This window comes from Nocardiopsis moroccensis (assembly GCF_055763695.1).
On record NZ_CP199747.1, the window covers coordinates 1,802,454 to 1,824,263 of the forward strand.

The 21,810-nt window shown below is 70.4% G+C and carries 25 protein-coding genes and 1 pseudogene; 17 read left to right on the forward strand and 9 right to left on the reverse strand.

The window, feature by feature from the left end:
• Positions 1-48: 48 nt before the first annotated feature.
• The 3 genes from ACUKCB_RS07770 to ACUKCB_RS07780 all read left to right on the forward strand — a co-directional run bounded on the left by ACUKCB_RS07770 (position 49) and on the right by ACUKCB_RS07780 (position 2,542).
• A complete protein-coding gene (locus ACUKCB_RS07770; protein ID WP_473039811.1) occupies positions 49-582 on the forward strand; it encodes a pyridoxamine 5'-phosphate oxidase family protein in 534 nt (177 codons plus the stop codon).
• A gap of 150 nt (positions 583-732) precedes the next feature.
• Positions 733-942 (forward strand): hypothetical protein, encoded by a 210-nt coding sequence (locus tag ACUKCB_RS07775; protein WP_473039812.1) that lies wholly within the window; start codon positions 733-735, stop codon positions 940-942.
• A gap of 316 nt (positions 943-1,258) precedes the next feature.
• A complete protein-coding gene (locus ACUKCB_RS07780; protein ID WP_473039813.1) occupies positions 1,259-2,542 on the forward strand; it encodes an AI-2E family transporter in 1,284 nt (427 codons plus the stop codon).
• Positions 2,543-2,573: 31 nt separating this feature from the next.
• Here the strand turns inward: ACUKCB_RS07780 and ACUKCB_RS07785 are convergent, their stop codons facing one another.
• Entirely contained in the window at positions 2,574-3,809 is a 1,236-nt protein-coding gene (locus ACUKCB_RS07785; RefSeq protein WP_473039814.1) for an aromatic amino acid transaminase, read from the reverse strand.
• On the reverse strand, positions 3,803-4,750 hold the full coding sequence (locus ACUKCB_RS07790) for a DMT family transporter (RefSeq protein ID WP_473039815.1): 948 nt from the start codon (positions 4,748-4,750) through the stop codon (positions 3,803-3,805). The genes ACUKCB_RS07785 and ACUKCB_RS07790 overlap by 7 nt, the downstream gene beginning before the upstream one ends.
• Positions 4,751-4,832: 82 nt before the next feature.
• Between ACUKCB_RS07790 and ACUKCB_RS07795 the strand changes: the two genes are divergently transcribed.
• From ACUKCB_RS07795 to ACUKCB_RS07805, 3 genes are all read left to right on the forward strand, one after another.
• Complete coding sequence (locus tag ACUKCB_RS07795; RefSeq protein ID WP_452544588.1) at positions 4,833-5,297, forward strand: Lrp/AsnC family transcriptional regulator; 465 nt, start codon at positions 4,833-4,835, stop codon at positions 5,295-5,297.
• Positions 5,298-5,322: 25 nt separating this feature from the next.
• Positions 5,323-6,420, forward strand: a complete 1,098-nt coding sequence (locus ACUKCB_RS07800; protein ID WP_473039816.1) for a M20 family metallopeptidase — start codon at positions 5,323-5,325, stop codon at positions 6,418-6,420.
• Positions 6,421-6,549: 129 nt separating this feature from the next.
• A complete protein-coding gene (locus tag ACUKCB_RS07805) occupies positions 6,550-7,758 on the forward strand; it encodes a cysteine desulfurase-like protein (protein WP_473039817.1) in 1,209 nt (402 codons plus the stop codon).
• A gap of 31 nt (positions 7,759-7,789) precedes the next feature.
• On the opposite strand, the gene ACUKCB_RS07810 is transcribed toward ACUKCB_RS07805, so the two are convergent.
• On the reverse strand, positions 7,790-8,530 hold the full coding sequence (locus ACUKCB_RS07810) for a MerR family transcriptional regulator (protein ID WP_473039818.1): 741 nt from the start codon (positions 8,528-8,530) through the stop codon (positions 7,790-7,792).
• A gap of 182 nt (positions 8,531-8,712) precedes the next feature.
• Between ACUKCB_RS07810 and ACUKCB_RS07815 the strand changes: the two genes are divergently transcribed.
• On the forward strand, positions 8,713-9,330 hold the full coding sequence (locus tag ACUKCB_RS07815; protein WP_473039819.1) for a stage II sporulation protein M: 618 nt from the start codon (positions 8,713-8,715) through the stop codon (positions 9,328-9,330).
• A 4-nt stretch (positions 9,331-9,334) separates the two neighbouring features.
• Here the strand turns inward: ACUKCB_RS07815 and ACUKCB_RS07820 are convergent, their stop codons facing one another.
• Positions 9,335-10,087, reverse strand: a complete 753-nt coding sequence (locus ACUKCB_RS07820; RefSeq protein ID WP_473039820.1) for a TetR/AcrR family transcriptional regulator — start codon at positions 10,085-10,087, stop codon at positions 9,335-9,337.
• Between the two features lie 75 nt (positions 10,088-10,162).
• Here ACUKCB_RS07820 and ACUKCB_RS07825 point away from each other — a divergent pair, with 75 nt between their 5' ends.
• On the forward strand, positions 10,163-12,034 hold the full coding sequence (locus tag ACUKCB_RS07825; RefSeq protein ID WP_473039821.1) for a CPBP family glutamic-type intramembrane protease: 1,872 nt from the start codon (positions 10,163-10,165) through the stop codon (positions 12,032-12,034).
• A gap of 24 nt (positions 12,035-12,058) precedes the next feature.
• On the opposite strand, the pseudogene ACUKCB_RS07830 reads toward ACUKCB_RS07825, so the two are convergent.
• A pseudogene (locus ACUKCB_RS07830) lies at positions 12,059-12,676 on the reverse strand (AMP-binding enzyme); the annotation flags it as partial.
• Positions 12,677-12,889: 213 nt separating this feature from the next.
• On the opposite strand from ACUKCB_RS07830, the gene ACUKCB_RS07835 reads away from it, so the two are divergent.
• The 9 genes from ACUKCB_RS07835 (at position 12,890) to ACUKCB_RS07875 (ending at position 20,321) form a co-directional block, all read left to right on the forward strand.
• Positions 12,890-13,102 (forward strand): hypothetical protein, encoded by a 213-nt coding sequence (locus ACUKCB_RS07835; protein WP_473039822.1) that lies wholly within the window; start codon positions 12,890-12,892, stop codon positions 13,100-13,102.
• A complete protein-coding gene (locus tag ACUKCB_RS07840) occupies positions 13,099-13,323 on the forward strand; it encodes a hypothetical protein (RefSeq protein ID WP_473039823.1) in 225 nt (74 codons plus the stop codon). Before ACUKCB_RS07835 ends, ACUKCB_RS07840 begins: the two co-directional genes overlap by 4 nt.
• Positions 13,324-13,514: 191 nt before the next feature.
• The gene (locus ACUKCB_RS07845; protein WP_473039824.1) at positions 13,515-13,676 is read left to right on the forward strand and encodes a hypothetical protein; all 162 of its coding nucleotides are present in this window, start codon (positions 13,515-13,517) and stop codon (positions 13,674-13,676) included.
• A 43-nt stretch (positions 13,677-13,719) separates the two neighbouring features.
• Complete coding sequence (locus ACUKCB_RS07850; protein WP_473039825.1) at positions 13,720-14,028, forward strand: hypothetical protein; 309 nt, start codon at positions 13,720-13,722, stop codon at positions 14,026-14,028.
• Positions 14,029-14,115: 87 nt separating this feature from the next.
• Positions 14,116-15,156 carry a hypothetical protein gene (locus ACUKCB_RS07855; protein ID WP_473039826.1) on the forward strand — a complete coding sequence of 347 codons (1,041 nt, stop codon included), beginning with the start codon at positions 14,116-14,118 and terminating at the stop codon, positions 15,154-15,156.
• An 833-nt stretch (positions 15,157-15,989) separates the two neighbouring features.
• On the forward strand, positions 15,990-16,658 hold the full coding sequence (locus tag ACUKCB_RS07860; RefSeq protein ID WP_473039827.1) for a hypothetical protein: 669 nt from the start codon (positions 15,990-15,992) through the stop codon (positions 16,656-16,658).
• Between the two features lie 20 nt (positions 16,659-16,678).
• Positions 16,679-18,760, forward strand: a complete 2,082-nt coding sequence (locus tag ACUKCB_RS07865) for a hypothetical protein (RefSeq protein ID WP_473039828.1) — start codon at positions 16,679-16,681, stop codon at positions 18,758-18,760.
• A gap of 149 nt (positions 18,761-18,909) precedes the next feature.
• Positions 18,910-19,725, forward strand: coding sequence for a metal-dependent hydrolase (locus ACUKCB_RS07870; RefSeq protein WP_473039829.1), 816 nt, complete (start codon positions 18,910-18,912; stop codon positions 19,723-19,725).
• A 416-nt stretch (positions 19,726-20,141) separates the two neighbouring features.
• A complete protein-coding gene (locus tag ACUKCB_RS07875) occupies positions 20,142-20,321 on the forward strand; it encodes a hypothetical protein (protein ID WP_473039830.1) in 180 nt (59 codons plus the stop codon).
• Between the two features lie 140 nt (positions 20,322-20,461).
• Here ACUKCB_RS07875 and ACUKCB_RS07880 read toward each other — a convergent pair whose 3' ends face one another.
• The 4 genes from ACUKCB_RS07880 to ACUKCB_RS07895 all read right to left on the reverse strand — a co-directional run bounded on the left by ACUKCB_RS07880 (position 20,462) and on the right by ACUKCB_RS07895 (position 21,761).
• Positions 20,462-20,734, reverse strand: coding sequence for a hypothetical protein (locus ACUKCB_RS07880; RefSeq protein WP_473039831.1), 273 nt, complete (start codon positions 20,732-20,734; stop codon positions 20,462-20,464).
• A 184-nt stretch (positions 20,735-20,918) separates the two neighbouring features.
• Positions 20,919-21,047, reverse strand: a complete 129-nt coding sequence (locus ACUKCB_RS07885; RefSeq protein WP_473039832.1) for a hypothetical protein — start codon at positions 21,045-21,047, stop codon at positions 20,919-20,921.
• Entirely contained in the window at positions 21,047-21,169 is a 123-nt protein-coding gene (locus tag ACUKCB_RS07890; RefSeq protein WP_473039833.1) for a hypothetical protein, read from the reverse strand. Before ACUKCB_RS07890 ends, ACUKCB_RS07885 begins: the two co-directional genes overlap by 1 nt.
• An 88-nt stretch (positions 21,170-21,257) precedes the next feature.
• A complete protein-coding gene (locus ACUKCB_RS07895; protein WP_473039834.1) occupies positions 21,258-21,761 on the reverse strand; it encodes a tyrosine-type recombinase/integrase in 504 nt (167 codons plus the stop codon).
• Between the last annotated feature and the right edge of the window lie 49 nt (positions 21,762-21,810).

Below are 21,810 nucleotides of genomic sequence, written 5' to 3' on the forward strand. Positions count from 1 at the left end.
AAACTAGGGTGACCGGCACCACAGGACACGACCCCGGAAGGCCGAGCCATGGTCACACACGACCCCCGCACCGAAGCCCTGACCGACGACGCCCCCGGTTCCTGGGAGGAGGTGCTCGACCACCTGGCGGGGGTGAGCGGGACGTACTGGCTGACCCTGCCCCAGGAGGACGGAGCCCCGCACACCCGTCCGTTGCTGGCGGTGTGGGTGGCCGGGCGGCCGTACTTCGCCTGCGGGGACGGGACGAAGAAGGCCCGGCTGCTCTCGGCCTCGCCCCGGGTGAGCCTGGCGGTGTCCACCGGTCTCCTGGACGTGGTGATCGAAGGGCGGGTCGAGCGGATACGGGACGAGGGCCGGGTGAAGGAGGTGGCCGGGGCCTACCCCGTCGTGTACGGGTGGCCGCCGGTCGCCGAGGGCGACCTGTTGACCGGCCCCGACGGCGCCCCGACCGCCGGCCCTCCGCCCTACGCGGTGTACGGGATCGTCCCCGGGACCGGCTACGCCTTCCCCACCGGCGACGTCGGCCACGGAGCCACCCGGTGGCGGTTCGGCCCTCGGGAGGCACCGGGTTCGGGGACGTGAGGCAGCCGGTACGCCCCTGCGCCGGCCCCCGAACCGCCCCGGGGTCCGGAAACCGGGTGAGGAAGGGGCTCTGCGGGTAAAGATCCCTGGGGAACCCGCAGTACCGAGAACCCCGACGACCACCTACCGCCCCACCCCCAGGAGGTAGCAGTGCGCACCAGCATCATCCTTTCGGTACTCGTCCTGCTCTGGTTGGCGATCGGCCTGGCCGCCGCCGTCCAGCGCGGCTACTTCCGTACCTCGGAGGCCTCCTGTTCGACGCTGGGCAGCACAGTGGTGACCGTCTTCGTCGGTCCGCTGAACTACCTCGGTGTCAACCCGACCGTCGAGTGCCCGCCCGTCCCCGAACCCTCCGAGTAGCCCGCGTCAGGCCGCGCACCCCGGCGGGGCGTGTGCGGCCTGGCGGGGGCGGCCCGGGCCACCTGCCCCCGGGTCGTTCACGACCGGGTGGTCGAGGACCGCAACGCGTCGGAGGCGGATCCTCCTGGCGGACACGACAAAACATGCCGTGTCGGACTTCGTCACCTGATCACCCCGCGACACGCCCATTTCGGACTCGCCCGCGAACCTCCTGGCCCGGGCCGGGCGATCCGGACAGACTCTGTAGCGCCCAGCTCAGTGTCACCCAGTTATCGGAGTCCATGTGCAAGCCCAGTGGCCAGGGGTCGGCGCCCTTGTGAACAAGTGGAACGCCGCGCGGAGCGCCCGTGCGCGAAGGAAGGAGACCGAACCCGTCGACGAGGCCCCGGAGCCCCGGGACACGGAGGCCCAGGTCCCGGAAACCCAGGACGACGCGCGCGCCGGCGACCTGCTGCGCACGGTCAGCGACACCGCCTGGCGCATCCTGGTCATCGGCGTACTGGCGGGCCTGGTGGTCTACGCACTCGCCTACCTGTCGGTGGTCACCCTGCCGCTGATCATCGCGGTCTTCCTCACCGCGCTGCTCATGCCGCTGGCCAACTGGCTGCGCCGCCCCAACCCGATCAAACGCTCGGGGCTGGGCCGGGGATCCTCCACCGCCATCACCCTGCTGATCGCGCTGGTGGTCTACAGCGCGGCCATCACCCTGATCGTGACCCCCGCCGTCGCGGGTTTCGAGGACCTGGTGGACAGCGTCAACAGCGCCGTCGCCCAACTCCAGGCCATGGACCTGCCCTTCGGCCTGAACCCGGCGCTGCTCACCGAGGCGATCGACAGCGCCTGGGCCCAGACCCAGTCCCTGATCACCGAGAACACCAACCAGATCCTCACCGGCGCGTGGACGGCGACCACCGCCGTGACCCGGGTCGTACTCGGCATCGTGCTGATCATCGTCCTGACCATCTACTTCGTACACTCGGGCGACAAACTCATGGACTGGATCACCAGCCTCCTGCCGCCCCGCTCCCGCCCGGGTCTGCGCCACGGCGCACAGGTCTCCTACCGGGTGATGGGCAGCTACGTGCGCGGGGTGGCCCTGGTGGGTGTCTTCGACGCGGTGGGCATCGGTATCGTGCTGCTCCTGCTCATCGACACCGCTCTGGCGATCCCGCTGATCGTGCTCACCTTCGTGGGCGCGTTCCTGCCGATCATCGGCGCGTTCCTCAGCGGTCTCCTGGCCGTTCTGGTGGCTCTGGTGACCGAGAACTGGATCGTGGCCCTGGTGGTACTGGTCGCGGTGATCATCGTGCAGCAGTTGGAGAGCAACGTGTTCGCGCCGCGGATCTACGGCCAGGCGCTGGAGCTGCCCTCGGCCGTCGTGCTGGTCGTTCTCACGGTCGGCGGGATCCTGGGCGGGGTCACGGGCCTGTTCCTGGCCACCCCGATCGCTGCGGTACTCGCCGCGCTCCTGCGCAACCGCCCGGGTACTACGCAACCGGAGGACTCCCCGGCAGCGGACGGCGCGGAGGAACCGGAGCGGGCCGGGACCGGGCCGGGACCGGACGAACCGCCCTCCGGCGCGAGCGCCGACCGCTCCTGAACCCCGGCCCCGCCCGGAGCCCGGGCGGGCGTCACCGTGCGGTCGCCCACCCCACCGGCAGGGGTCGGGCGGCCTGCTCGGAAACCCTGTGGACGCGGGCGATCGCGTCGGCGAGGTGGTCGAGGCGGTGGGTGGGGACCCCGGCCAGGTTGATCCGTCCGGAGGGCAGGCCGTGGATCGCGTGTTCCTCGCGCAGCCGGCCCATGTCCGGTTCGGCCAGGGGCAGTCGCAGGAACATCCCCCGCTGTTCGCGGAGCGGTTCGAACACCGTCGTTCCGGTCCGGTGGGCGAGGGCGTCGGCCAGACCGCCGCGCAGGGTTCCCAGGCGCTCGCGCATACCCTCCAGTTCGGTCAGCCAGTCCGTGTGCAGTCCGGGGTCCCGGAGGATCTCGTGGATGATCCGTGCTCCGTGGTCCGGGGGCTGGGAGTAACCGGCCCGGGCGACCGTCTCCAGGATGCCGTAGGCGTGCGCCCTGCGGATGGGGTCGTCGGAGACGACGACGGCGCAGCCGGTGCGTTCGTTGTACAGGCCCCACGCCTTGGAGGCGCTGACCGCGACGACCGCCTCGGGCAGCAGGTCGAGCATCCGCCGCATGCCCTCGAGGTCGGCTTCGAGCCCGTCCCCCAGACCGAAGTAGGCCTGGTCGACGAACGGGACCACCCCGCGGGCGAGCATGGCGCGGGCGAGCTCCTCCCAGCGCTCCGTCGGCATCGCGGTGCCGGTGGGGTTGTGACAGCACCCCTGGATCATGAGCACGTCCCCGGGGGTGGCGGTGGCGATCGCCTCCAGCGCCGCGTCGGGATCGGGGCGGCCGTCGGCCAGCAGCATCGGGTACTCGCGGACACGCAGCCCGGCCGTGGTGAGGATGGTGCGGTGGTTGAGGTAGGCGGGCGTGCCCAGGTACACGGTCCGGTCGGGGCCGGTCTCGGCCAGCAGTTCCGCCAGGAGGCGCAGGGCGCCGGTGCCGGCGACCGACTGGATCGCGAGCGTGCGCTCACGGACCCTGTCGGAGGGCAGGAGCAGCTCGGTGAGCGCACCGGTGAAGGCGCGGTTTCCGGCGGGTCCCAGGTACTCCTTGGAGGGGGAGCGTTCGGCGAGGCGGCGTTCGGCCTCGGCGACGGCGCCGAAGACGGGCGAGGTGCCGGTGTCGTCCCGGTAGACGCCGACGATGAGGTCGAGCCGGTTCGGGCGCCGGTCGGCGTCGCAGGCGGCGGTGAGCTGCCAGAGGGGGTCGGTGCGTGGTTCCCGCAGGGACGGCATCAGCATGAGGGCTCCAGTTCGGGGCGTCGGTCCGCGGCTTCGGCGGTGGGCGGGACGGGCCGGGCGGCGAGGAGGTTGAAGGCGACCACCCCGGTCAGCACCAGCAGCAGGGTGGCCGTGGTCGCGACGGTGACGGGCTCGCCGAACAGCGGTGCGGCGACGATGAGGGTGAGGACCGGGCTCAACGCGCCCAGGGTGGCGGCTACCGGACCGCCGAGCACGCGGATGGCGGTGGCGTAGCACAGGGCGGCGAGCACACCGACGCCGATGCCCTGGACCGCGATGAAGATCAGGACGTCACGGGTGGCGCCGCCGGTCAGGGAGGAGGGCACCAGGCGCAGCAGGATCGGCATCCCGGACAGCAGGGCGGAGGGGGCGCAGAGCACGATCGCGGCACTGACGGGGTCGAGTGTGGTCTCCCGCAGAGCCAGGGTGTACACCGACCACACCAGTCCCGCGCAGAGCAGGACCGCGACCCCGGTGACCTGGTCCGGGGAGACGGCGGCCACCACGGTCACCGCCACACCCAGGACGATCAGCACGAGCGCGCCCAGTTGGGCGGGTCGGGCCCGGGTGCGCCAGAGTCCGAACGCGAGCACGGTGACGAACAGCGGCACCGTGCCGGGGATCACGATCCCCACGAGGGCGGCGCTGGTCAGTGAACCGCCCCAGGCGGCGATGAGGAAGTACGGGAGTCCGGCGCCGACGCAGAGCGCCGCCAGGACTCCCCCGCGTTCGTGGCGCACCCGCCGCAGGGCGCGGGGGATCCAGGGGGCGAGTACGACCAGCGGGGTCAGGAAACGGAGGAAGGCGGTGTCCAGGGCTGTGAGGTCGGAGGCGCCGATCCCGCGGATGCTCAGGGCGAACCCGGCCCACAGCACCACGGTCGCCGCCATCGCCGTCAGCCCGAGGGCGAGCGCGGGGGTCGCCCCGGTAGGTCTGCTCATAGAAGCGAAGGTACGGGGACAGAAGGGGCTGACGATTGCTAATTATTGCTCCACAGGAGGTTGGTTTGGCAGGATCTGCCACATGCAAGGACTGGACGAGATCGATCTGCGGATTCTGCACGAGCTTCAGAGTGACGGGCGGATCAGTAACCAGGACCTGGCCGACCGGGTGGGCCTGTCCCCCTCCCCCTGTCTGCGCCGGGTGCGGAGGTTGGAGCAGTCCGGTGTGCTGGACCGGTACACGGCGGTGGTCGACCCGGCCTCGGTCGGGCTCGACATCACCGCGTTCGTGCGGCTGCGCCTGGACTCGCACGGCACCGGTGTGGTGGAGCGGGTGGAGGAGGCCATCCGGGCGATCCCGGAGGTCACCGAGGCCTATCTGCTGGCGGGTGACCACGACTACCTGCTGAAGGTCGCTTCCCGTTCGTTCGCCGCCTACGAGGAGCTGATGCGCACCGAACTGCGTGCGATCCCGGCGGTCTCCTCGATCGAGACGACCTTCGCCATCAGCGTCACCAAACCCAGTTCCCCGCTGCCGATCGACTGAGGGCGAACACCGTTAGCCTTGCGGCATGGTGAAGCACGAAGACGGCGGCGCGAGCGTCGACGCGATGTTGGAAGACCTGCGGACGCTCGTGGAGACCGAGTCCCCCTCCCGCGACGTGGAGTCCCTGAAGGGGTCGGCCGGGGCGGTGACCGCGCTGGTCGAGAGGCGGCTGGGCGGGCGGGCCGCCCTGGTGGAGAGCCCGGCCGGGCCGCACGTGCACTGGTCGGGCGGGGGTGAGCCCCGGGTACTGGTGCTGGGCCACCACGACACGGTGTTCCCGTTGGGCACGTTGGAGCGGCGCCCGTTCCGGGTGGCGGGGGGACACGCCACCGGCCCCGGGGTGTACGACATGCTCGGCGGGCTGGTGCAGGCCGTACACGGTCTGGCGACGCTGGAGGACCTGGCGGGGGTGGAGGTCCTGGTGACAGCCGACGAGGAGGTCGGCTCGCACCACTCGCGGGCGCTGATCGAGGAGCGGGCCCGCGCGTGCGGCGCGGTACTGGTGTTCGAGGGTGCGGCCGAGGGCGGACACCTCAAGATCGCCCGGAAGGGGTGCGGCACCTTCGAGGTCTCCGTGCGGGGCCGCGCCTCGCACGCCGGGCTGGAACCCGAGGCCGGGGTGAACGCGCTGGTGGAGGCGGCCCACCAGGTGTTGGACATCGCGGCGCTGAACCGCCCGGAGGTCGGGACGACCGTGACGCCGACGGTGGCCGCGGCCGGGACCACGGACAACGTGGTCCCGGCGGAGGCGGTCGTCACCGTGGACGTGCGGGTCGAGACGGACGAGGAACGCCGACGGGTCGAGGCGGCGTTCGCGACTCTGGCCCCACATCTGGAGGGGGCCAGGGCCGCGGTGACGGGTTCGGTCAACCGGCCGCCGATGCCCGCGGCCGTGGCGGAGGGACTGCTGGCACAGGCCCAGCGGCTGTTGCCCGGGGTCGGCGGCGTGGCGGTCGGCGGTGGCAGCGACGGCAACTTCACGGCGGCGCTCGGGGTGCCGACCCTGGACGGCCTGGGAGCGGTCGGCGGCGGCGCGCACGCCGACCACGAGTACCTGGTGGTCGACGCCATGGTGGAACGGGCGCACCTGGCCGCCGGGTTGGTGGGCTCCCTCCAGGGGTGAGTGTCCGGGCCCCTGCCCTGGCCTGGTCACCACCACGACCATTTCACCGCTCCTCCTCCCGGGCCTCCCGGGCGAGGCCGGGCGTGTGCGATCGTGGTCGGCGAACGCCCTCGGTAGCGAAGGAGCCCCATGCCCCAGTTCGACCTCGACTCGTTCCGGTCCGGCTTCCCCTCGTTGAAGTCCGGTATCGCGCACTTCGACGGCCCCGGGGGAACCCAGACCCCCGCGCGGGTGGGAGAGGCGATCGCCCGGACCCTCACCGGCCCCCTGTCCATCCGGGGCGCCGGTCTGGTCTCACAGACCAACGCGGAGGAGGCCGTCCGTTCCTTCCGGAGCGCCTACGCCGACCTGCTGGGCGCCGACCCCTCGGGGATCGTCTACGGGCGCAGCGCCACCCAGTTGACCTACGACTTCTCCCGGCACCTGGCCGGGGGATGGGGCCCCGGCGACGAGGTCGTCGTGACCCGGCTGGACCACGACGCGAACGTGCGGCCCTGGATCCAGGCGGCCGAGCGGGCGGGCGCGGCGGTGCGGTGGATCGACCTGGACCCGGACACGGCCGAACCGGACCTGTCCGACCTGGACGAGGTGGTCAACGAGCGCACCCGGCTGGTGGCGGTGACCGCCGCCTCCAACCTGCTCGGCACCAAGCCTCCGGTGCGTGTCATCGCCGACCGCGCCCACGCGGTGGGGGCGCTCGTGTACGTGGACGCCGTGCACTTCGCGGCACACGAGACCGTGGACGCGGGGGAACTGGGCGCCGACTTCCTCGTGTGTTCCCCGTACAAGTTCCTCGGCCCGCACTGCGCGGTGCTGGCCGCCTCCCCCGCGCTGTTGGAGTCGATCACCCCGGACAAGCTGCTGCCCTCCACGAACGAGGTGCCGGAGCGGTTCGAGTTCGGCACCCTGCCCTACGAGACCATGGCCGGGGCGACCGAGGCGGTGGAGGTGCTCGCGGACCTGGCCCCCGGCGGTTCGTCGAGGCGGGCGCGCCTGGTCGCCGCGCAGGAGGCGATTGCCGAACACGAACACGCCCTGCGCAAGCGGGTGGAGTCGGGGCTGGCCAGCCTCGGTGAGGACGTCGTCCTGCTTTCGATGGCGGCCGAGCGCACTCCGACCCTGTTCATGGCCTTCCCCGGTCGGCGCAGCCTGGACGTCTCCCGGGCCCTGGCGGAACGGGACGTCCTGGCTCCGGCCGGGAGCTTCTACGCCCAGGAGGCCTTCGCCCGGCTGGGTCTGGACGACGACGCCGGACTACGCGTGGGTATGGCACCGTATGTGTCGGAAGAGGACGTCGACCGGCTGCTCACCGCCCTGGGCGAGCACCTGGGGGCCTGACCGCCACGGCGTCGACGCGCCCCGGCACCCGTCAGGGCACGTCGCCGGTCGCGGCCGAGGCCTCTTCCGTGAGGAGTTCGTTCAACCGCTTCAGCACGCGTAGCTGCGCGGTGTTGTACAACTGCACGACAGCCTCGGCCATCGTCTGTGCGGCGTGCTCCGCGCCACACGGCGCGTCCAGCGTCGGGGCCCGCGACCATGGATTCTCCTCCCGGCCTCGGAGAACGATCGGCAGTATGCGTTCGGCGAGACTTTCGATCACGGCGTCGTCGGCATCCGGCGGCAGGGCCTCGAACTCCTCGTCCGTCTCGTCGGGTTCACTGATCAGATCGCGGAACCTCTCGACGGAGTCCTCGCTGAGCACGGTCGAGAAGACCATCAGCAGGGACCGCTGCCGCTCGGAGAGGTCGCCGGAGATCTGCGCGAACTCCGGCGGAACGTACGCGGGCGCGCGGTGGCGCAGGATGAGGGCCAGTTCCTCCCGGACCCGGTTGAGCCGGTTGACCGTCGCCTCCAGTTCCCGGTCCAGCACGCGGATCGCCTCGTCCGGCTGCTCGTCCGCCCGCTCCATGGACGCCACTTCCGACAGCGGGACCCCCAGATCACTCAGACGCCTGATCTGGAGCAACCGGACCAGGTGCGGTACCTCGTACTGCTTGTAGCCGTTGGCAGCCCGCTTCGGCACGTCCAGCAACCCGATCCGGTGGTAGTACCGGACGGCCTTGACCGTGGTCCCGGCGAGTTCGGCGACCTGCTGCGTACTCCACGCCACGTACTGCCTCCTCCTGCACAGCCGGTACGGGGTCCCGCACTCCACGCACAGTCCACACCCTGCCCCGGGGGCAGGGTCAAGTGTCCGCCCCGGGCTTGACTCTGCCCCGAGGTCATGGTGCGCAATGTCGAGCGAAGGGGCCCGAGCGGCCCGCCACCTCTCTCGACCACGGAGCAGGACCCATGCGCATCCTTCGCGAACCCTTCCGGATCATCCGCGCCGACCTCGGTGCCTACCTCGCGCTGAACGCGATCGTGTACGGCGTGCTCCTGGCCGGTCTGGCGGTGGGGCTGCTCTTCCCCGAACTGACCTCGGCGCTGGTCACCGGTCAGGAGGACGACGGAACGGCGGACCTGGTGGTGTCGTTGCTCGGGAACGTCTGGCTCTTCGCCCTGACCATCCTCGCGGTCAACGTGCTGACGGTCGGCGTGCTGAAGATCCTGCTGCCCTCGCTGGTCGTGCCCTTCGTCGGGATCGCCCTGCTCGTCCACAAGACGTTCGAGAGCGGCGTGATCCTCGCTCCGGTCGACGAGACCATGGCGACGGTCCTCGTTCCGCACTCCCCGACGATGGTCATCGAGTTCCAGGCCTACATTCTGCTCTCGCTCGGCTCCTACGTCCTCGGAAGGGCCTGGCTGCGCCCCGCGACGGTCGGCGCCCCCAACCGCCGTCAGGGCTACGCGCGCGGGTTGCGGCGGTTCGGTTGGCTGAGCCTGCCCGCACTGGCGCTGTTGGTCATCGGCGCGGTCTACGAAGCCTACTCACTCGTCTACGTCGTTCCCCGGATGCTGACGGGCTGACCGCTCAGCCCCGGGCGTCGTTCCGGGCGGCCCGGATCTCGGCGATCCTGCGTTCGACCCCGTCGAGCAGCCAGGCCAGGGCCCTCTCGAAGACCTCCGCCGGCGCCAGGGGCGCGGCCAGGCGTTCGATGGCGGGGAAACGGCCCGAACTGATCCAGCGGGTGGTCAGGTAGCTCTCCTGCACGGTGGCGAACGAGCGCCCGTCGGGGAGGGTCCAGCGTTCGGCGCGGTCGGCCGCGACCACCTTGGCGAGGTGGCCGTGGACCAGGCCGTCGACGGCCTCCACCACCGCGAGGGCCTCCTCGGCGCTCAGGCCGGTGCCGTCGAAGACCCGGATGGCGGAGTCGGTCCAGGCGAAGCCGTTGGGGCCCACGAACGGGCCGGTGACGACCCCGGCCAACCACGGGTGTTCCCGGAAGGAGGCCAGGTCCTCGCGCGCCCAGGCCTCGACTTTCTCCCGCCAGGTGCCGGGGCGGGTGTGCGGCAGGGGCGCCTGCCCGACCATCTCGTCGACCATCAGGGCCAGCAGGGCGGCCTTGTCCGGTACGTAGGTGTACAGGGTGGCGGCGCCGACCCCAAGGCGGGCGGCGACCCTGCGCATGGACAGCGCCTCGACCCCCTCGGCCTCGGCGACGGCCGTGGCCGCCTCGACCACACGTTCCACGGTGAGCTGGTGGCGGGGACCGCGTCGGGGCTGTCCGAGCCCGGCCCACAGCAGGTCCAGGGTGGCCTCGATGCCCTTGCGTGTACTGCCCATTCGGCTCCCCCTTGCCAAAACTCCGTACACCGTTCTACCTTCATCGAACAGTGTACGGAGTTCTTGAGGAGTCCCATGTCGCAGCCCGAACCGACTCGACTGCGCGGCCACCTGGCCCGGATCGGGTTGCTGGTTCTCACCTTCACCCTGGTCACCGCGGCCGCGCAGGCCCTGGCCCACTCCCTGGGCGCCGACCCCTCACAACCCCTGGGACTGGCGGTGCACTCGGCCGTCTTCCTCCTGGTCCTCCTGCCCCTGGTCCGGCTGTTGTGCCACGCCAAAGGCACCACCCTGGCAGCGCTCGGCCCGGCCACCCACGGCCGGTCCTGGCTCCCACTGGTCGTCAGCACCCTGACCTGCGGGGTCGTGACCACTCTGATCGTGTCCGGAGCCCTACTCACCGGCAACGCCACCCTCGACCCCGCCGCCCTGGCCCCAGCAGCTCTGACCGCCCTGCTACTGCTCCCCCTGGTACTGACCGCGCAGATTCTGCCCGAGGAGCTGATCTTCCGCGGCTACGTCCAACACCTGCTGGGCTCCCACCTCTCCCCACTGATCACGGCCGTGGTCCAGGCCCTCCTCTTCGCCGGATCGGTCTCCCTGGCGCTGGGCCACACCGAGGCGCTGTTCGACCTCACGCTGGCGGGCGTCTTCTTCGGACTGCTGCGGATGACGACCGGCGGAATCTGGGCCGGGCTGGGAGCCCGCCTGGCCATGACCGGCACCGCCCTCGTACTGAGCCACACCGACTTCACCTTCACCACGAGCGCCCCGCTCTGGAGCCTGGGAATGAACGTGGGCACCGGCCTGGCCGCCTACCTGGTGATCCGCCTCCTGGTCGCCGCCCGCCCCGAACTCACACGGGCCCCGGCCTCGCAGGACGCCCTACCGCGCCGACGCATCCCCGTGCGCGGCATCATGTACGACGTCGGCTCCAGCTACGTGCCCGGCCAGAACTCGCGTGAACGATGGAACCCCGAGGCGGTCCGCGAGGAGATGCGCGTCATCCACGAGGACCTGCACTGCACGGCCGTGTCCCTGTTCGGCCACGACCTGGACCGCCTGGAGCAGGCCTGTCGCCTCGCCCTGGAGCAGGGCCTGGACGTGTGGCTGCAGCCCCGTTCCCTGGACGCCGGACACGACGAGATCATCGACCACGTGGGGCGTGCCGCCGAGCTCGCCGGACGGCTCGCCGCCGGGTACCCCGGCCGGATCGTGCTCAACGTGGGCTGCGAACTGACCGTCCTCAACCGGGGCATCCTCCCCGGACGGGACATGGGCCAACGAGCGCGCGCCCTGTACGTGTTCGGCCTGTTCCCCTCCTACTACAACCGCAGGCTCAACCGGTTGCTGGGCCGCCTGGCGGCCACCGCGCGGAAGCACTTCCCCGGTCCGCTCACCTACGGCTCGGGCACCTGGGAGACCGTGGACTGGACGCCCTTCGACATCATCGGGGTGGACTACTACCTGGACGAGCTCACCCGGAGCTCCTACCGCCAGGGGCTGAGGAGCCTGGGCCGGTGGGGCAGACCGGTGGTGGTCACCGAGTTCGGCTGCTGCTCCTACCGGGGCGCCGAGACCAGGGGCGGCTCCGGCGGCGATCCCCTGGACTGGCGCGACCTGGACGACCGCCGGGTGCGCGGCGGCCTGGTCCGCGACGAGAGCGTGCAGGCCGACACGATCGAGAGGCTGCTCGACGTGTACGAGACCGAGGACGTGCACGGGGCGTTCCTGTGCATGTTCGTCGAGGGCGACTGCCGGTACTCCCCCGACCCCTCCCGCGACTGCGACATGGCCGGCTTCGGGATCGTGCGCCCGCCGAGTCTGGAGTCGGGGCTGTCCCCCGACGACGGCCATTGGGAACCCAAGGAGGGCTTCCACGCCCTGGCCCGCCGCTACGGCGCCGAGGTCCGGGTCGACACGGGCGGAACGACGGACCAGGGTTGAGACACGCTCCAAAGCTGCGGCCGCTCAGGCGGTACGATCCCGGAGTTCGCGTTTGAGGATCTTGCCGGAGGCGTTGCGGGGCAGTTCGGCGACCACCCGCACCGCCTTGGGCACCTTGAACGGGGCCAGGCGCTCGCGCACGTACTCGACCAGCAGCTCCGGGAGCGCGTCGGTGTCGGTGCCGGGGACGGGCACCACGCAGGCCGTCACCGCCTCGATCCACTTCTCGTCGGGGGTACCGATCACTGCCGCCTCGGCCACCCCGGGGTGGGCGAACAGCACGTCCTCGATCTCCCGGGAGGCCACCAGCACACCGCCGGTGTTGATGACGTCCTTGATCCGATCCACCACCTCGATGTAGCCCTCGGAGTCCGCGCGGACCAGGTCGCCGGAGTGGAACCAGCCACCGCGGAAGGCCTCCTCGGTCTCCTCGGGCTTGTCCCAGTAGCCCAGGCACAGTTGCGGCGACCGGTACACCACCTCGCCGAGCTCGCCCGGCGGGACGTCCGCGCCCTTGTCGTCCACCACCCGCAGTTCCACGAAGAGCGCCGAACGCCCCGCCGAGGCGGGCCGGTCCGCGTGCTCCTCGGGACGCAGCACGGTGGCCAGCGGACCGATCTCGCTCTGCCCGAAGAAGAGATAGACGGTCTACGCACCCCAGCTGATCAGCGAAACCCCAGTTCAGAGGCACCGTTGAGTGTCACTGGGTGGAGTCGGATGTAGGCGAGTGGAGGTAGTCCACTCCAGATCCACTCCAGATGACTCCAGGGCCTAGAACGCAAAACGCCCCCGGGTGGTGGTGGAACACCAACCCGAGGGCTAACCCGATCACCTGATCTGAGCAGGAGTCGAGCTGTGAACAGCGTATCTTCCGCCGCCCCTTCGGCGGCACCCCTGACCCTCCAGTCCTTCGTGGACTTGCTGGCGTCCCTCTCCCCCACCGCGTGGACTCTTCTGGCCGCCGCGGCCCTTCTGGTCGTCGCCGCTGTGTATCTGACCCGTCAGCGCACCCCTGTGGTCACCGTCGCCACGCACACGGCTGAGACCGGTGTGGAGGTGACCCGATGAGCACCACCTACCGGTGCAAGGCCACCGTGCACGTCACCACCCCCGACGGCACCGTGTACGGGGCCGACCGCGACCAGGACATCCATGTCGACGAGTCCCTGATGGACCAGGACCAACTGAGGGAGTTCTTCGTTGGTCTGGTCGTCGAGCAGCTCCGCGCGGCCGGGCATGAGGGCCCGACGACGGTGGTCAGCTACAAGGCGCTGGAGGTCCAGCGGTGACCTTCATCGATTTCGTGGCCGCGCACCCTTTCGGGACCGCGTTCGGGGTTGTCCTCGGTGTCGCCATCTGCGCGGTCGGGTGGGCGTGGATCGCTGGCTCTGAGGCCCGTTGACCCGCTGGCCCCTGTGCTGCCCGGCCCGTCCGGGCGGTGCGGGGACCATCCGGTGCACCAACCCCTGAGGAGCACACCATGTCTGATGCCGCGAAGGCCCTGAAGTCCGCCAAGGCCCGCCTGGAGAAGGTCACCGCAGCGGACCAGGCGGCCGGCCGCCACTACGAGACCGACGCCTACCTCGCCGCGAACCAGGCGGTTGCCGAGGCCGAGAAGCACGTGCCGTGGTGGCGCCGGTAGTCACCCGCGGACGACCATCCCACAACCCCTTGAGGAGAACCCGATGCCGCGCATCCGTGCCCGCGCTACTGGCCCGTCCCAGCTGGAGCTCCAGCTGAAGCAGATCATCGCCAACCACCCCGAGGTGACCGTGCACCCGCACTCGCCGTCCGGCCCGCACTCTCGGACCGTGATGTGGCTCGCCCATGGCGGGCTGCTGAAGGGGCAGGTTTTCTGGGAGCCGTCAGAGGTCCGGTGGGTGGTGCGCGCCAAGCCCGCCTATGACGACTCCCACGTCGTGACTGTTCACCCTGCGGCGGAGGGCGACATTCCCGCGGCGATCACTGAGGTCATCCAGAAGCTGTCGTTCTGACACACGTGAGGCCCGCCCCGAGTTTGCCGAACCGGGCGGGCCTCGGCCCCCACACGACGATCACAGACGAGCAGGAGAGACACCACCATGACACAGGAAACCCCGACTGAGGAAACCCGTCCGCCGGGTCCCGTTGAGGACCTGGAGCGGCGGCTGTCCCTGCGCAGATCCCTCTCCGAACTGAAGCGCACGGACGCCGTGGCCCGTCTCCGAGCCCGGGTGAGCTACGAGCTGGCAAAGTCCGCAGCCCGCGCGGAATCTCGCCGGGACCGGCGTTCACGCCAGGAGGAGAACCGGGACCACTACGAGGAGGCCACACTCGCGGACCTGTACCGGCGTGCGTCGGTATCCGGAGAGCGGGCGCGGGTGCGCACCCAGATTCACCAGTCCGCGGAGATGCGCGCGATGCGGGTAGAGAAGGTGCGCCGCACCTCGCTGCTCGTGCTCGTGCCGGTTCTGCTGGCGTTCGCTGCCTGGTCCACCACGGGCGTGCACTACGGGTTCACCCACCTCCTCCAGGTGACCTCCGGGTCTGCGATGTGGTGGACGGCGTGGGGCATCGAGCCGGCGCTGATCACGATCGTCGCGGGCATCATCATCGTGCGCGCCGTGCTCCGCTCCTCCGGAGGCGACCTCGACTGGCGGGCCACCGCAGCGGAGTGGTCAGCGCTGGCGACGTCGATCGCGTTGAATGCTGCCGGCCACTGGCCTGAAGCGGGGACGTTCGCCGCGGTCGTCGCTCTGGTCGCGCACTCGATTGGCCCGGTGGGTGCTGCGATGACGGCGTTCCTGATCGGAGTCATCGACGACGCGGTCACCAAGGCGGAGCCGATGAAGGATGCCCCATCGCTGGCCAGGATGAACTTGAAGCGGCCCGGGTCGGCGGCCACGGTCGTGGAGGTGTCTGCGCCTGCGGCTGAGGTTGCGGTGCGTGGGGCGGCGGTGGAGTCGTCGAATGTGACGCCGATGAAGCCTCGCCGGTCGCCCGCCGAGCTGGAGGCCAAGGCCCGCGAGGTCTACGAGCCTGGGATGTCGCTGAACAGCTTCCGGCAGGCGCTCGGGGTTGGCATGGGCAAGGCGCACCCGCTGCACCAGATGCTGCGCACCGAGAGCGAGAAGACCGGATGAGCGAGATCCCCGCTACTGAAATCGTCCCGGAAGCTACCGCCACCGGTACTACCGATACCGCTACTACCACCCCTACCAGTACCGATTTCGGTAGCGCCTCGGTGGGGTTGGTGCCGGTAGCGGGGGTGTCCACGTCTGCTCTGTCTGCTGGGTCTGCCGCGCTGTTCGCTGCGGCGGGCCCGCTCGGGCTGGTCGCTGGTGGTGCGGCGGTGGCGGCCGGTGGGGCGCTACTGGCCCGCCGTCGGTGGCGATCGTCGCGGGTCGGTATGGCCCGTGCGTCCCGGGTAGCGCGGTCTTCGGTCACTACTGCGAAGCGGTCCGGTGGGCTCCCCGCTCGCTCCTCGGCCGGTTCGGCTGCGGCGCGTGGCCGTAGGTCTGGTGCGGTGGCTTCGGGTGCGGTGGCGGGACGGAAGGCCGCTACTCGCAGGTCGGGGGCCGGTAGTGGTGTGGCTGGTGGCTACTCGGGGCGGCGCGGTGGCGCCCCCCGCCCTGGCGGTACCGGTAGCCGTGCCGGGTGGTCCGGCGGCCGTTCCGGTGGGGGTAGGGGTGGCGGTTCCGCTACCGGTCGCCGCCGCATCGGTGGCCCGGCACACGGCCGTTCGCATGGTGGTCTCGGCCCGCGCGCTACCGGTGTCAAAACCGCGAAGCGCAAGAACCCCCCGGGCGGTAGCGGTAGGGGCCGCGGCGCCACCGGTGGCCGCAGGGGTGGCCGGGTCGGTGGGGACGGGCTCACCGGCAGGGAGCGCGCCAACGCCAACCGGGCACGGCGGGCGATCAACGGCCCCACCGGTGGTTCCCGTGGCACGTCCGCGCGTCCGTCCCGCGCCGCGCGCATGGCCCGAGCCGCCCGAACCCGCCTGGCCCGCACCCGTGGCGGCCGTGCCCTGATCCGCACGTGGCGGGCCGGCGCGCTCCTCGGAGCCGGTGTGGGCGCTCTGGGCGCGGGTCTGTGGGCGCTCACTCGGGGGTCGTGGCGTCACGCCGCCCCGCACATCAAACGCGCCGGGACGTATCTGGCGGGCGCGTGGTCGGAGCTGCTGTTGAAGGGGCGGCGCGACCAGGAGGAAGACAAGTACAAGTCCGGGTTCGAGCCCGGCACCAACCCCGGCCAGACGCCGGGAGGAGAGAGGGCACGTCGTATGTCTGGGACTTCGCACCACAGGGTCATGGTGGCCGCGCACGAGCTGGCCGCTGCTCTGTCGGCTTACAACGAGGAGGGCATGTTGGCCTACGTGGAGGGGCTGGATGCCCTACCGCAGGCGTTGGACGCGGTGGCGCGCGGCATCAACAACCTCGCGGTGTCGACGTTGCAGGAGCAGCCGCTGGACCCGCGCATCGGTGAGTTCATCACGGGGATCGCGCAGGGGCAGGGCAGCATCGCGGAGTCGTCGGTGCAGTTGCGGCCACTGGTTGAGCAGATTCACAGGGATCAGTTGGCGCGGTTGCGGGAGCAGACGGCGACCAACGACCACAAGTGGGATCACGCCCACAACGCCCGGTAGCGAGAAAGGAGGTGGCTGTGGTGGGCAAGAAGAGGAAGCGCATCCAACCCGGCCAGTTCGGGCCGCTCAGCGGTCCGGTGTCGGCTGCGTGCACGTCGGTGGCGGTAGCGGGGTGGGGGTCGGTGTTCGAGGTGTCGCCCTGGTATGCGGTGGCGGGCGCTACCGCGTGCGGGCTGCTCACTCTCGCGCAGGACACCAAACGGCGCCTGCCGCAGTTCGCGCGGTGGACGCACCTGGCGGCGTGGGGGTTCTACGGGTGGTGGACGTGGGACGCGCTCGCCACCACCCCCTGGTCGGTGGACGGTATCGCCACCTTGGCTACCGGTAGCGCGGTAGCGGTGGTCGCGACGAAGGCCGCGGCGGTGCACACCGAGAACGTCCGCGAACACGAAGCCAAGGTTGAGGAGGCGTCGCGGCGTCGGGGCCTTGCCGGTGAGTGGGAGGGACGCATCAACCGGGTGTGCCGCATCAAGGGTGTGCGGGTGACCGGGTTGGACGACTGGGAGCGTCCCGTCCCCGACACCCCCGGGAAGACGCGCAAGACCGGGTACTCGGTGCTGCTGGAGCTGCCCGCGGGCGGGTACCGGTGGACGGACATCTCCTCCAAGCGCCTGGAGCTCTGTAGTGACGCCGACCTGCCCGAGGGGTGCGGCGTGGAGGTGCGGCGGGGCCCGACGGCCCGTCAGGTGATCGTGGACGTGTCCACGGTGAACGTCCTCGCGGAGGACCTACCGCTCCCGTCGGATTTCGAGAAGGCCTCCATCTACGACCCGGTGAGGTTCGGTATCACCCCGGACGGGCAGATCGCGCAGGTCGGCTTGAAGTGGACGTCTGCGCTGCTCATCGGCCAGAAGGGTTCGGGCAAGTCCAACCAGTTGGTCACGCTGATGTCGCAGCTGCTGGCGTGCGATGACGTGCTGATCTGGGGAGTCGACTTCAACGGCGGCGGCGTGTTCCGCCCCTACCTGAAGCCGTGGCTGAACGGTGACGCCGACCGTCCTGCGATCGACTGGGTCGCCACTGACGAAGACGAAGCCGTGGAGATGCTCGACTTCGCGATCGCTGCGATCCCCGCACGAAAGATCGGCTACGCCGACGCCATGGAGGAAGCCGACGACGACAAGGTTCCCAGCTCGCACCGGGTGCCACACATCCTCATCGTCACGGACGAGTCCAACGATCTTCCGAACGCGATCAAGCAGAAACTCGTGGAGATCTCCAACCGCGGCCGGGGCGCGTCGGTGTCGACGCTGGTGTGTGCACTGCGGGCGGTGGACGCCGGCGGTAAGGGGTTGCCGATCGAGCTGAACGCGCAGGCGGCGGTGAAGATCAGCATGCAGGTCGACGGGGACCAGGAGCTGGCGTACCTGTTCAACTGGGGGAAGGCGCCGCGGTGTGAGGAGATCCCCGGTGTGGGGTTCGGGGTGTTCGGCGAGGAGGGTTCGGTGCCGCGCCTGTTCAAGGGGTTCCGCACCAAGCCCTCCAGCGCTCGTGAGGCTGCGGCGAAGACCGCGGATCGGCGTCCGCTGCTCGATGCGCTGACTCACAGGGTTGCTCCTGGCGTGTACGACGCCCGGTGGGAGCGCGCGAAGGAGTCGTGGTTGTCGGGCAAGCAGGCCCCACGGAAAGCCTCTCAGAGCGCGCCTGCGGGCCCGTCGCGGCCGTCTGCACCCTCGGGTCCGGTGAACCCCGCTGCGGGCGGTGACGTCGCCATGGAGGCCATGCGCAAGGCACTCCGTGACTCCGGGATGCCCGTGCCCGGGGAAGCCCCCGAGAAGCCGCAGGAGACGCCGGGTGACGGGTTCGAGGGCATCGCCGCAGACTCCCTGTCCGACCTCCAGGTACCGCCCCTGCTGACCGCAGGGCGGGACATGGCCGCGGCTGAGGGTCTGGTGGCGATGGCGAACCTCGCGCACCGGTTCGGGGTCACCTCACGGCGTCTGGGTGAGCTGCTGCGGCAGGTGGGTGTGGAGCCGCGGCAGTCGCCGTGGCGGGGTGCGCGCGCCTACGAGCTGGAGGTGTTCGCGGTCGCTATCGAGCGGGTGCGGGCGGGCGTGGTGAGGGTCCCGGATGAGGTGTGGGCCGCTACGGAGGCCGAGTAGCGGCCCCGGTTGCGCTCGTGAGCGCTACCTAGTGCACAACTGCTTGACCTGCACAAACTACTGAGTTGCGCTACGCGAGGGGCCCTGAACGGGCCCCTTCCCCTTGATTGGAGACCCCCTGTGAGTACCCCTACTGAGCGAGGCCCCCGATGATGGGCGTCAGCCATGCTGCGTCTGGCCTCCTGGTCGGCACTGCCCTCGCCGCGGCCTTGGGCTCCCACCCCTCCGACCTCATTGTGTGCGCGGCGGTTGGCGCAGGCGCGGCGCTGCTCCCTGACCTTGATGAGCCGGGTTCGACAGTGGGCCGGTCGCTGGGCCGGATCACGCAGGAGCTGTCGGCGCGGACGCGCACCCTGTCGTCGTGGGTGTTCCGAGCGACAGCGACCCGGTACGACACCGGCCAGTTGCGCCGCGACGAGGAGAGCACTCCGGGAGGGCACCGGCACCTGACGCACACGATTCCCGCGGTGGTCTTCTATGGGCTGCTGGCGTGGGTGCTGTCCGCGGTTGGTGCGCTCGGGCTGGGGGTGGTGGTGATCGCGATGGCAGCGCTGGGTGGGGGGTTGGTGTTGCGGGCGTCAGGGTTGTGCTCGAAGCCGCGGCGGCGCAAGGGCGAGCCGAGGTGGCGGTGGAGGGTGCGGGCGTGGCTGGTCGGTGCGCAGTCGGTGGGTGTGGCGGCTGCGGTGGTTGCTGGTGTGGCGGTGGTGTTCGGCGTGGCCCCGTGGCTGGTCGGGTTGACGGTGAGCGTTGGCGCCCTGGTGCACATCCTCGGTGACTGGTTGACCCGGGCTGGGGTTCCGCTGGCGTGGCCGCTGGTGCATCGCGGGAAACGCTGGTGGATGTTCCGCAGCCCGGTGGCGTTCGTGGCGGGTGAGTCGAAGGTGGAGGACGGTATCAGGTGGTGCTCTCTGGTCGGGTCGCCGCTTCTGGTGGTGTTCGGAATGCACGCGTTGATGGTCGCGTGATTGCTCTGGCGGTGCTGGTTTTTGTGCTTACCATTGGTGTCATGGACCCCCTTACTGCCATCTCAGGGACCATCGGGCTGCTGGCTCTGGTGGGGCTTCTCGGGTGGCCTCAGATCCGTGAGTTCGTTGTTTCCCAGCAGTCGCGTCGTTCCGAGCTGGAGCAGTCGCGGCGTGACCAGTTGAACCCGCCGGCGGTGTGTCAGTGCGGGCATGGGCGTGCGTTCCACGCTGCTGCTGAGTCGGGCGCTGGCGCGTGCGCGGCCGAGGATGCTCCGTCGCGGGACTGCCGGCGCCAGCAGTATGTGGGCCCGGAGCCGCTGCCGGAGTTCCACGCGTAGACTCGCACTGTCCCTCCCAGCGGAGGACGTGAGCGTTGGCCCCGCCTCGTGCGGGGCCTTCTGCGTTACCGTCACACCATGACCTACGTGCTGTGCCGTCTCATGGGCCACCTGTGGTGGGCTGCCATGCACGTCGTGGACTGGCCCCGGTACTGGTTGCCGGACACGTGGCGGGTGTGGGGTGTGCTCACGGTCGCGACGGGCGGGTGCGCGGAGCGGGCCACCTGGTGGTGGCGGGCGGCGGATGTGAGACGTTAAGGATCCCGGCTGGGCTTAACACGTCCCGAGGGTGTGTCAGGTGTCTTGACGTGAGCCCGTGCGGGGCCTTCTGCTTTGTGGATCTGGGTTGTAGAGCTGGTCTTGTAGATGAGCGCGCGTGCGGGGTCTTTCGCGTGCCGTCAGTCTTCGTCTCTGTCTTCGCGCCACTCATGCGCACACTCTTTGTGTCGCCTCAAGAAAGGCCACAGCTCAGCAGTGAATCGAGGAAGCCCCGCGAGGACCGCGAGCACCCGCACCGGCACGGGCCGCTGGCGAAGAAGCCATGCCTCAAGCTGGTCTGAGTAGCAGTGGGCGTCGAGGCATTGCTTGCAGGCGACGTACTGGCGGGCCAGCTTTTTGTCGACGAAGAACTCCCAGGGGGAGTTGGTTTCGGGTTCGCGTTCGAGGGTCACGGCAGGAGAGTAGCGATTCAGGGGGCACCGTTGGGAGCGTTCTGTAGTTTCCGCCGCGTGCGAGCCCGGCCGCTGCTAGCGTTGGGTTGACCGTTCAGGTTGCGTTGACCGTTCAGGTTGCAGAGACGGTCCCCCGTTGCCGCGGGGGGCCGTTTTCATGTGCCCGTCCTGCTCGGGTGCCCGGTCACTGCTGGTGTGCTCGTGTGAGCATCCGTCGGATGGTGCGGTTCCACGCGCGCATCCCTGACCACTTCCACGCGGCGTTCACGGTGCGGTGCCACATGCGGCGGAACCAGGCCACAAGCTCGTCCATCAGGTCTCCTCACAGGTCGGGTCGCACTTCGGGCACCGGGTGTCGCCGCACTGGCAGCGGATGGACGGGGTGCCGCACGCGCACGGGTCGGGTTGGGCTTCGGGGATCGCGGTGTCAGTCATGTTGCCTCCTGAGCTTGTAAGGATTCCTTTCAGGTTGCCCACAGCCAAGTGAGACACCTTGTGGGCAACCTAATGAGCAACCACGGGGTCATTCGGTTGCGGTCAGGCTCCACCCCATGCGCACGGCGATCTCCGCAGCTTCCAGTTCCTCGCGTTCCAGGTGGGCGGCGTAGGTGCGGCGGAGCGCGGCGGCCCGAACGTCCAGGCCGGCTTCGGTGGCGACGTGGCGGACCAGCCACAGCACCCGGGCGAGCCGCAGCCGTTCCCCGGTCCTGCCGACGAACAGCGGCCGGACGGCGGTGGCCTTCGTCCCGCGCCCTTCGACCACCGCGGCGAGGTCGGCCAGTGTGGCCTGGTCGGTGATGGGGGCGGTGCGGACGGGGGACTTGCCCTCGGGGACGTGCACGACCTGCTTGGCGAGGTCGATGTGGTGGATGTCCAGGGCGACGACTTCGCTGGCGCGCAGCCCAGCGTGGAGGAGTAGGCGAAGGACCGCACGGTCGGCGGCGTCGGAGCGCTGGTTGATGGCAGCCTCGAAACGGGGCTGTTCCTCGGGGGTGAGTGCGGGCGTGGGTGGGGTGGTGTCAGTCATCGGGTCTCCTGTGTCTTGGTGTGGCGTGGGCGCGCGTGCCTGCCGAGCC

Excerpts from the sequence above, each read along its gene's own strand:
- ACUKCB_RS07790 (WP_473039815.1), bottom strand. The coding sequence starts at position 4,750 with ATGAGCAGACCTACCGGGGCGACCCCCGCGCTCGCCCTCGGGCTGACG.
- ACUKCB_RS07885 (WP_473039832.1), bottom strand. The coding sequence starts at position 21,047 with ATGGACGAGCTTGTGGCCTGGTTCCGCCGCATGTGGCACCGCACCGTG.
- ACUKCB_RS07825 (WP_473039821.1), top strand. The coding sequence starts at position 10,163 with ATGTCGCAGCCCGAACCGACTCGACTGCGCGGCCACCTGGCCCGGATC.
- ACUKCB_RS07890 (WP_473039833.1), bottom strand. The coding sequence starts at position 21,169 with ATGACTGACACCGCGATCCCCGAAGCCCAACCCGACCCGTGCGCGTGC.
- ACUKCB_RS07845 (WP_473039824.1), top strand. The coding sequence starts at position 13,515 with ATGTCTGATGCCGCGAAGGCCCTGAAGTCCGCCAAGGCCCGCCTGGAG.
- ACUKCB_RS07805 (WP_473039817.1), top strand. The coding sequence starts at position 6,550 with ATGCCCCAGTTCGACCTCGACTCGTTCCGGTCCGGCTTCCCCTCGTTG.
- ACUKCB_RS07770 (WP_473039811.1), top strand. The coding sequence starts at position 49 with ATGGTCACACACGACCCCCGCACCGAAGCCCTGACCGACGACGCCCCC.
- ACUKCB_RS07815 (WP_473039819.1), top strand. The coding sequence starts at position 8,713 with ATGCGCATCCTTCGCGAACCCTTCCGGATCATCCGCGCCGACCTCGGT.
- ACUKCB_RS07800 (WP_473039816.1), top strand. The coding sequence starts at position 5,323 with ATGGTGAAGCACGAAGACGGCGGCGCGAGCGTCGACGCGATGTTGGAA.
- ACUKCB_RS07875 (WP_473039830.1), top strand. The coding sequence starts at position 20,142 with ATGACCTACGTGCTGTGCCGTCTCATGGGCCACCTGTGGTGGGCTGCC.
- ACUKCB_RS07895 (WP_473039834.1), bottom strand. The coding sequence starts at position 21,761 with ATGACTGACACCACCCCACCCACGCCCGCACTCACCCCCGAGGAACAG.
- ACUKCB_RS07870 (WP_473039829.1), top strand. The coding sequence starts at position 18,910 with ATGATGGGCGTCAGCCATGCTGCGTCTGGCCTCCTGGTCGGCACTGCC.
- ACUKCB_RS07850 (WP_473039825.1), top strand. The coding sequence starts at position 13,720 with ATGCCGCGCATCCGTGCCCGCGCTACTGGCCCGTCCCAGCTGGAGCTC.
- ACUKCB_RS07855 (WP_473039826.1), top strand. The coding sequence starts at position 14,116 with ATGACACAGGAAACCCCGACTGAGGAAACCCGTCCGCCGGGTCCCGTT.
- ACUKCB_RS07785 (WP_473039814.1), bottom strand. The coding sequence starts at position 3,809 with ATGCTGATGCCGTCCCTGCGGGAACCACGCACCGACCCCCTCTGGCAG.
- ACUKCB_RS07840 (WP_473039823.1), top strand. The coding sequence starts at position 13,099 with ATGAGCACCACCTACCGGTGCAAGGCCACCGTGCACGTCACCACCCCC.
- ACUKCB_RS07820 (WP_473039820.1), bottom strand. The coding sequence starts at position 10,087 with ATGGGCAGTACACGCAAGGGCATCGAGGCCACCCTGGACCTGCTGTGG.
- ACUKCB_RS07795 (WP_452544588.1), top strand. The coding sequence starts at position 4,833 with ATGCAAGGACTGGACGAGATCGATCTGCGGATTCTGCACGAGCTTCAG.
- ACUKCB_RS07860 (WP_473039827.1), top strand. The coding sequence starts at position 15,990 with ATGGCCCGAGCCGCCCGAACCCGCCTGGCCCGCACCCGTGGCGGCCGT.